The sequence below is a fragment of the Actinomadura sp. 6N118 genome (assembly GCF_044326415.1).
Lineage (GTDB): Bacteria > Actinomycetota > Actinomycetes > Streptosporangiales > Streptosporangiaceae > Spirillospora.
Genome location: NZ_JBIRAZ010000010.1, coordinates 398,106 through 404,536, shown reverse-complemented (window position 1 = coordinate 404,536; position 6,431 = coordinate 398,106). Strand labels below are relative to the sequence as shown.

The window sequence follows — 6,431 nt, the reverse complement described above, 5'->3', positions numbered from 1 at the left end:
CAGAGAGCTCACCATCGACCCCACCCGCGACTACCAACCCACCGGACGCCCACCCGGCCCACAACCAAAACGACCCTGAACCCACAATCGTGGGTTCAGGGTCATTCCGATGTCCTGAGACATCACACTGTCGGGGTGGCGGGATTTGAACCCACGACCTCTTCGTCCCGAACGAAGCGCGCTGCCAAGCTGCGCTACACCCCGGTGGTGGCTGCCCGGGAGTCGTACGTGCCTCCCGGCGCCTCGACTACTCTAGCGGATGCTCAGGGGTGCTGCGTCCCCATTATCAGGGGGTTGGGCGGGGGACGAGGGTGAGCAGGGAGGCCTCTGGGGGGCAGCAGAAGCGGATTGGGGCCATGGGGGAGGTACCTAGGCCTGCGGAGACGTGGAGCCAGGAGCCGCGGTGCTGGTGCAGGCCCTTGACGCGGGGGCGGTCGATGCCGCAGTTGGTGGCCAGGGCGCCGTAGAAGGGCACGCAGACCTGGCCTCCGTGGGTGTGGCCGGCCAGGAGCAGGTCGTAGCCGTCGGCGGCGAAGCGGTCCATGTTGCGGGGCTCGGGGGAGTGCATGACGCCCAGGTGCACGTCTGCACGGGGGTCGACGGGGCCGGCGATCTTGTCGTAGCGGTCGCGGTTGATGTGGGAGTCGTCGATGCCGCCGAATTCGACGTCGAGGTTTCCCACTTTGAGGCGGCCGATGCGGTTGTTGAGGTCCAGCCAGCCTGCGGCCTGGAGGGAGGAGCCCAGCTCGCGGTACGGGAGGTCCGGCTCGCGGCGGCGCTTCTTGTAGTCGGACTGAGACGTGCGCCAGACGTAGCGGGTGGGGTTCTTGAAGATCGGCGAGTAGAGGTCGTTCGACCCGTACACGAAGGCGCCGGGACGGTCCAGGAGCGGGCCGAGCGCGTCCAGGAACGGGCCGATGGCGTCCTGGTGCGAGATGGAGTCGCCGGTGTTGATCACCAGATCGGGCTCCAGCGCTTCGAGGGAGCGGACCCAGCGGATGAGGCGGCGGCGGCCCGGGGTGAGGTGCGCGTCGGAGACGTGAAGGATCTTGACGGAAGGGCGGCCGGGTGGGAGGACGGGGACCTCGAAGCGGCGCAGGCGGAACCAGTTCCGCTCGATGACCGAGGCGTAGCCGAACGTGGCGGCGCCGATGCCCGCCAGCCCCAAGGGCGCGGCGTATAGCTTTCGCACGGTTCTCCCTCCAAATGACGTGTCCATCGTCCCAGAGATGTGCGGTCCAGACGTAATCCTGGTGAGGCGGGAGGCGTCGTGCGGGCATGATGTGACCATGAGTGCCCTGAAGGAGAAGCTGGAGACCGACCTCTCGGTCGCGATGAAGGCCCGTGATGGATTGCGTACCCGTACGCTGCGCATGGCCCTTACCGCGGTGAAGAACGAGGAGGTCGCGGGCAAGCGGCCGCGTGAGCTGTCCGACGACGACATCGTCAAGGTGCTCAACCGCGAGGCCAAGAAGCGTCGCGAGGCCGCCACGGCGTTCGCCGACGCCGGCCGCGAGGCTCAGGCCCAGGCGGAACGGGACGAGGGCGCGGTCCTGGAGGACTATCTGCCCGCTCAGCTGTCCGACGAGGACCTTACTGCCTTGGTCGCCGCCGCGATCGCCGAGACCGGCGCCGAGGGACCGCGTGCCATGGGCCAGGTCATGAAGGTCGTCAACCCCAAGGTCGCCGGGCGTGCCGAGGGTGGCCGGGTCGCTGCCGAGGTCAAGCGCCAGCTCCTTGGCTGAGGTCAGGCCGCTCGTTCCCGAAGCTTGCCCAGCTGCGGCGGGCTGGTTGTTGGTGAGGCTCTGACGGCTAAGGCTGCCGCAATTGACGCGCGAAGGCTCCCGCACCTGATTTGTGCGGGAGCCTTCGGCCTTCGTGCTAGAAGGGCCAGGGCCAGTTGCCGTTTTGGCCGGGGCGGCCTCTGACGCCCTGCTTGCGGCCGCTGCTCATGAAGATCATGACGGTGCTGCCGGGAGGGACCTCGGCGTTGGCGCCGGGTGAGGTGTTGACCACCTTGCCCTTGGGCAGGTCGGACGGGACCGGCTGCGGAACGACCCTGGCCTGCAGATTGGCGGCTCTAATGGCGGTCATCGCGGCGCCGACCGACATGCCTCGCACGTCCGGGACGGTACTGGTGTCGCCGAAGTCCTCGATCGAACGGGCGAAGCCGGGAGCAGGCCTGCCGGCGAGGGCGTTCTGCATGCTCTGCCGCCAGATCGACAGGGGCTGGTCGGCGCCGAAGACGTTCACCGGGTAGGCGACCGGACCGCGCGGGTCCCAGTACGCGACGGCCGAGGCCATGGTCGGGGTGTGCCCGGCGAAGAGCGCGCAGGTGTGAGCCTCACAGGTACCGGTCTTGCCGGCTGCGGGACGGCCGATGCCGCCGCCCCTGGCCGTGCCCACGGTCAGGACGCCCTGCATGATCTCGTTCACCTTGTCTGCCACGGGCTGGTCGACGACCTGGCGGCAGTCCGGCTTGGGCAGCTTGACCTTCTTGCCGTCGCCGTCGATGACCTCGGTGACCGAGACGGGGGCGCAGTACTTGCCCCGCGCCGCGATGCCCGCGTACGCGGCGGCGAGGTGCACCATGTCGACCTCGTTGGTGCCGAGCACCTGCGACGGGACCTCCAGGAACGGCCGCCCGTCGGCGCGCTTCATGCCGAACTTCTGCGCCATCTTCACCGACTCGCAGAGGCCGACGCGCTTTTCGAGGTGCGCGTAGAAAGTGTTGACCGAGGCCCAGGTGCCGGTCTTGAGGTTGTAAGCACCCTTCTCGGCGGGGTCGGAGTTACGCGGGCTGAAGACGCCGGTCCCGTTGCCCTTGCAGTCGGTGAGGCCGGTGACCGTCGTCTGCGCGCCGGCCGGCATCGAGGTGCTGACCGGGATGCCCTGGTCGAGCGCCGCGATCAAGGTGAAGATCTTGAACGTGGAGCCCGCGGACACGCCGCCACCGCCGCCGTGGGCTGAGTCAGCGGCCAGGTTGAGGGTCGTCCGGCCCTTCTTGCTGCCGTAGCGCTTGCTGAGTCCGATGGCGCGGACATGGCCTGTGCCCGGTTCGACCATCGACTCGGCGCCGACACGGGTAGCGCCGGGGGCGACGTAGTTGCGCAGGGCCTTGTCGACCGCCCGCTGGGCCTTCATGTCCAGGGTCGTCCGGATCGTGTAGCCGCCGCGGTTGAGCTTGTTGAAGACGTCCTGCCGCTCCTTGTCCTTGAGCGACCAGTACTTGCCGTCGGACAGGACGTTGAGCATGTCGAACTTCACGTACTCGCAGAAGTACGGGGCGTCGCTGGTCTCGCAACCACCGGCGGGGTCGGTCCTGTTGAGCTCGATCGGCTTGGCTGCGGCCGTGTCCGCCTGTGCCTTGGTGATGTGCTTGAGCTCGGCCATCCGGTAGAGGACGATGTCGCGACGCTTGCGGGCGTCCTTGGCGTTGCGGATCGGGTCGAACGCGGCGGGGTTCTGAGTGACACCGGCCAGCAGGGCGGCCTGCTCGAGGTTGAGCTTGGCGGCGGGCTTGCTGAAGTAGCGCTGGGACGCGGCTTCGACGCCGTACGCACCGGCGCCGAAGTAGGCGATGTTCAGATAACCCTGGAGGATGTCGTCCTTGGTCATCTTCTCCTCGAGGTCGAGCGCGTAGCGCAGCTCGCGGAGCTTGCGGCCGACCGTGGGCGCCGTCACCTCCCGGTACTCGGCGTCGGTCTTGGCGTTGTCGACGAGGAGGTTCTTGACGTACTGCTGCGTGAGGGTCGAGCCGCCCTGGGTCTGCGAGGATTCGACGTTCTTGGCGAGCGCGCGGATCGTGCCCTTCAGGTCCAGCGCGCCGTGCTCGTAGAACCGCGAGTCCTCGATGTCGACGATCGCGGTCTTCATGATGGGCGCGACCTGGTCGAGGCGGATCGGTTCGCGGTATTTGTCGAAGAACGTGGCGACCTGCTTGCCGTTCGAGTCGAACACCTTCGTCTGGGCGGACGGCTTCGACGTCTTGAGTTCGCTCTCCATGTTCTGGAAGTTGGTCGCCGCGTCACGTGCGGTCAGGCCCGCGCTGCCAATCCCCGGCAGCGCGATGAAGGCGACCAGGACTCCTGCGACGACACCCGCCACCAGCAGCCTGAACAGGGTGGAGAAGACGTTGACTCGTCCCTCTTTCGCATCATGCACGGGCTCTAGGGTACGCGGGCCCACCAGTGCTTACGGGCATAGGTCGCCGAGTGCCGCCCATGATCGCTCAGTCGGCCTCCCCGCCAGGTCTGTCGTGATGTCAACCGGCACGGGGGGCGACGCGTCAACTAGAGGTAACTAGTCCGTTCCGGCGGTATGGCCCTGGTGGGCTATATCGAGAATGGGCCCATCGGGGGCTGTTGAAACGTCCCTCGCTTCCGTAAGTTCTTCCCCACGGCTTTCGTTTGGCGGCCTGACGTCCGCGCCCGTCTGGCCAAGGAGCGCAAATCGACACAGACCCTAGGGGAGTGGGGCCAAGATGTGGATCACGGATTGGACCGCCCGCGCCGCCTGCCGTAACGCGGATCCAGACGCCCTGTTCGTGCAGGGAGCAGCGCAGAACCGAGCCAAGCTCATCTGCCGCGGCTGCCCGGTACGCACGGAGTGCCTCGCCGACGCTCTCGACAACCGGATCGAATTCGGTGTCTGGGGTGGGATGACCGAGCGTGAGCGGCGGGCTTTGCTACGGCGGCGTCCGGACGTGGAATCGTGGCGCGAGCTGCTGGAGACCGCCAAGGAGGAGTACGAGCGTTCGGTCGATGTCGACGTTGACGAGAGTGAACTCGTCGCCAGTTGACCGGATCCTGGCGGAGCCGGGCTGCCCGTTCCCCGAGATCGGACTAGCCCGTTCCAGCACGGTCCAAAAGACCGTCACAGGTCTAAAGCAGAGCTGCAGGCCCGCACCATGGTCAGGTGCGGGCCTACAGCCATGCGTGTCAGGCGGCTACAGCCATGCGTGTCAGGCGGCTGGTCCACGCGGGCTTAGGCCACTGGTGTGATCGGGTCCAGGCGGCTGGTGTGGAGCGGGCTTAGGAGTCGATGTCCGCGGGTTCAGGCGGCTGGGTCCAGGCAAGTTCAGGCAGCTGGTCTGCGCGGCCCCGCACGGGTGGTGTGAGCGGCGTCAGGCGGCTGGGCTGCGCGGCGTCAGGCGGCTGGTCTGCGCGGCGCGCAACGCGGCTGGTCTGCGCGGCGCGCAACGCGGCTGGTGTCCGCGGCGCGCAACGCGGCTGGTCTGCGCGGTGCCAGGCCGCTGGTGTCTGCGGGGTCAGGCGGCTGGGCGGGTCAGGTCGTTGCCCACGCGGCGGAGGCCTTCGAGGTCGTGGACGTCTTCGGCTTGGGCGGGGACGGCGGTGACCGGGACCGTGGGGTGCGTCGAGGCGAAGTGCTCGCGTAGGCGTTCTTCGCGGGCCGCCAGTTGCATGCGGTCGGTGTGCAGGCGCAGAAGGGTGGCCGTGAGGTGGTGGTCGCCGCGTTCCTCTAGGTTTTCGGCGGCGGCCTGGCTGCGGGCGGCGGACAGACTGTCGGCGGGCGACTCGTGGACGCGGTTGACGACCAGACCAGCGAGCGGCATACGTTCCTCGGCCAGGCGTTCGACGAAGTAGGACGCTTCGCGGAGGGCGTCGGGCTCGGGGGCCGCGACGACCAGGAAGGCCGTGCCGGGCGTCTGGAGGAGCTTGAACGTCTTCTCGGCGCGCTCCCGGAAGCCGCCGAACATCGTGTCGAACGCGGCGACGAACGTCTGGACGTCACGCAGAAGCTGGACGCCGAGCACCTTGTTGATCACGCCGGTGAACATGCCGAAGCCGGCACTGATCACCTTGACGCCGAAGCGGCCGCCCGTCTTGGCCGGGGCGGCGAGGATCTTCATGAAGCGGCCGTCGAGGAAGCGGCCCATGCGTTCGGGCGCGTCCAGGAAGTCCAGCGCGTTCCGGGACGGCGGGGTGTCGACGATGATCAGGTCCCAGGCGCCCGAACGGTGCAGCTGGCCGAGCTTCTCCATCGCCATGTACTCCTGCGTGCCCGACAGGGACGAGGAGAGCGACTGGTAGAACGGGTTGGCCAGGATGGTCTTGGCCCGGTCGGGATCGGAGTGCGCCTCCACGATCTCGTCGAAGGTGCGCTTCATGTCGAGCATCATGGCGTGCAGCTCGCCGTCGCCCTCGATCTCGATCTTGCGCGGGCTGTTGTCGAGCTCGGACAGGCCCATCGACTGCGCCAGCCGGCGGGCCGGGTCGACGGTCAGCACGACGACGTCACGTCCGCGTTCGGCGGCCCGTACGCCCAGCGCGGCGGCGGTCGTGGTCTTGCCCACGCCGCCGGAGCCGCAGCACACGATGATCTTCGTGCGGGGGTCGTCGAGCAGGGCGTCGACGTCCAGCGACGGCGGGGTCTTGTCGGTCGGGCTCATTTCACGCGGCTCCGTCGGT

At 68.1% G+C, this 6,431-nt stretch carries 5 protein-coding genes and 1 tRNA gene; 2 read left to right on the top strand and 4 right to left on the bottom strand.

Annotated elements, in window-relative coordinates; genetic code table 11:
• Positions 1-130: 130 nt before the first annotated feature.
• Together ACH34W_RS27225 and ACH34W_RS27220 are read right to left on the bottom strand one after the other, a co-directional pair.
• Positions 131-204, bottom strand: a tRNA-Pro gene (locus tag ACH34W_RS27225).
• Positions 205-286: 82 nt separating this feature from the next.
• Positions 287-1,192 (bottom strand): metallophosphoesterase, encoded by a 906-nt coding sequence (locus tag ACH34W_RS27220; RefSeq protein ID WP_395963918.1) that lies wholly within the window; start codon positions 1,190-1,192, stop codon positions 287-289.
• A gap of 97 nt (positions 1,193-1,289) precedes the next feature.
• On the opposite strand from ACH34W_RS27220, the gene ACH34W_RS27215 reads away from it, so the two are divergent.
• Positions 1,290-1,745 (top strand): GatB/YqeY domain-containing protein, encoded by a 456-nt coding sequence (locus tag ACH34W_RS27215; protein ID WP_395963917.1) that lies wholly within the window; start codon positions 1,290-1,292, stop codon positions 1,743-1,745.
• Positions 1,746-1,881: 136 nt separating this feature from the next.
• Here the strand turns inward: ACH34W_RS27215 and ACH34W_RS27210 are convergent, their stop codons facing one another.
• Positions 1,882-4,164: a penicillin-binding protein gene (locus ACH34W_RS27210; protein WP_395963916.1), complete on the bottom strand. Its 2,283-nt coding sequence runs from the start codon at positions 4,162-4,164 to the stop codon at positions 1,882-1,884.
• Between the two features lie 319 nt (positions 4,165-4,483).
• Between ACH34W_RS27210 and ACH34W_RS27205 the strand changes: the two genes are divergently transcribed.
• A complete protein-coding gene (locus tag ACH34W_RS27205) occupies positions 4,484-4,801 on the top strand; it encodes a WhiB family transcriptional regulator (RefSeq protein WP_395963915.1) in 318 nt (105 codons plus the stop codon).
• Between the two features lie 468 nt (positions 4,802-5,269).
• Here the strand turns inward: ACH34W_RS27205 and ACH34W_RS27200 are convergent, their stop codons facing one another.
• A complete protein-coding gene (locus tag ACH34W_RS27200) occupies positions 5,270-6,412 on the bottom strand; it encodes an ArsA family ATPase (RefSeq protein WP_395963914.1) in 1,143 nt (380 codons plus the stop codon).
• Positions 6,413-6,431 lie beyond the last annotated feature (19 nt).